Annotated in this window: 1 protein-coding gene; it reads right to left on the bottom strand. The window is 44.7% G+C overall.

The genetic code is table 11. The annotated features are described in order from the left end of the window. Positions 1-156: 156 nt before the first annotated feature. On the bottom strand, positions 157-795 hold the full coding sequence (locus A3738_RS06620; RefSeq protein ID WP_068763450.1) for an amidohydrolase family protein: 639 nt from the start codon (positions 793-795) through the stop codon (positions 157-159). Positions 796-960 lie beyond the last annotated feature (165 nt).

Raw genomic sequence — 960 nt, 5'->3', positions numbered from 1 at the left:
TCGGCACTGGCACTCACCTGAAGCAAAGCGCCCTGCGCTCTCACAAACAAAGGTATTGCTATCGCTTCCATCCCTACCCATCGTAATGTCGCGGCGCGCTCTACTTTTGCATTCGACGCAACATCAGGTAACTGCTTTTGGGAACTCATAAATCTCCTAATTTGGACGATTAAATATCAAGGCTGAAGCCGTGTGGGTATCAATCACTTGATCGCTATCAAACACAAGATTTCCATTGACCCAAGTTGACTGAATTCGTGATGAGAATGTTGTCCCATCAAATGGTGTCCACTCACAACGGTACAACACATTGTCATGACTAACTGGCGTAACTTGGTTAGGAGACACCAGCACTAGATCCGCAAAATAGCCTTCTCGGATAAAACCTCTTTCTTGCACACCATATCGAATGGCAGGATTATGCGCAGCTTTTTGCACGACCTGTTCAATTGATAAACGATCGTTTCTAACATGCTCAATTAAACTCAGCAGTGCATGCTGAACCAATGGCAGGCCCGCAGGCGCTTGCATATAAGGTACGTTTTTTTCATCAAAGGTATGCGGCGCATGATCGGTTGCAATAATATCAATCACATCATCACGCAAAGCCCGCAATATGGCGTTTCGATCACTAGCCTTCTTAATTGCTGGATTACACTTTATTAGGTTACCTTTCTGAGCATAATCCTCTTCGCTAAACCAAAGATGATGAACGCAAGCCTCGGCAGTAATGTGTTTCGTTTCGACTGGGCCTGACGCAAAGAGACTAAGCTCTTTCTCTGTTGTGATATGCAAAACATTTAACTGCGAGCCAACTTCTTCGCCAATCCAACGGCATAAGATGAAGAGGCATAACAGGCTTCATCATCTCTAATAATTGGATGGTCATGAATCGTAATTTCACGCCCCAAATCTTCGATTCTCTTTAGGTTTCGATCCATGACAGGCCCTCTTTCGCAA

The organism is Oleiphilus sp. HI0066 (assembly GCF_001635725.1).
This window is presented reverse-complemented; position numbering and strand designations above follow the sequence as displayed.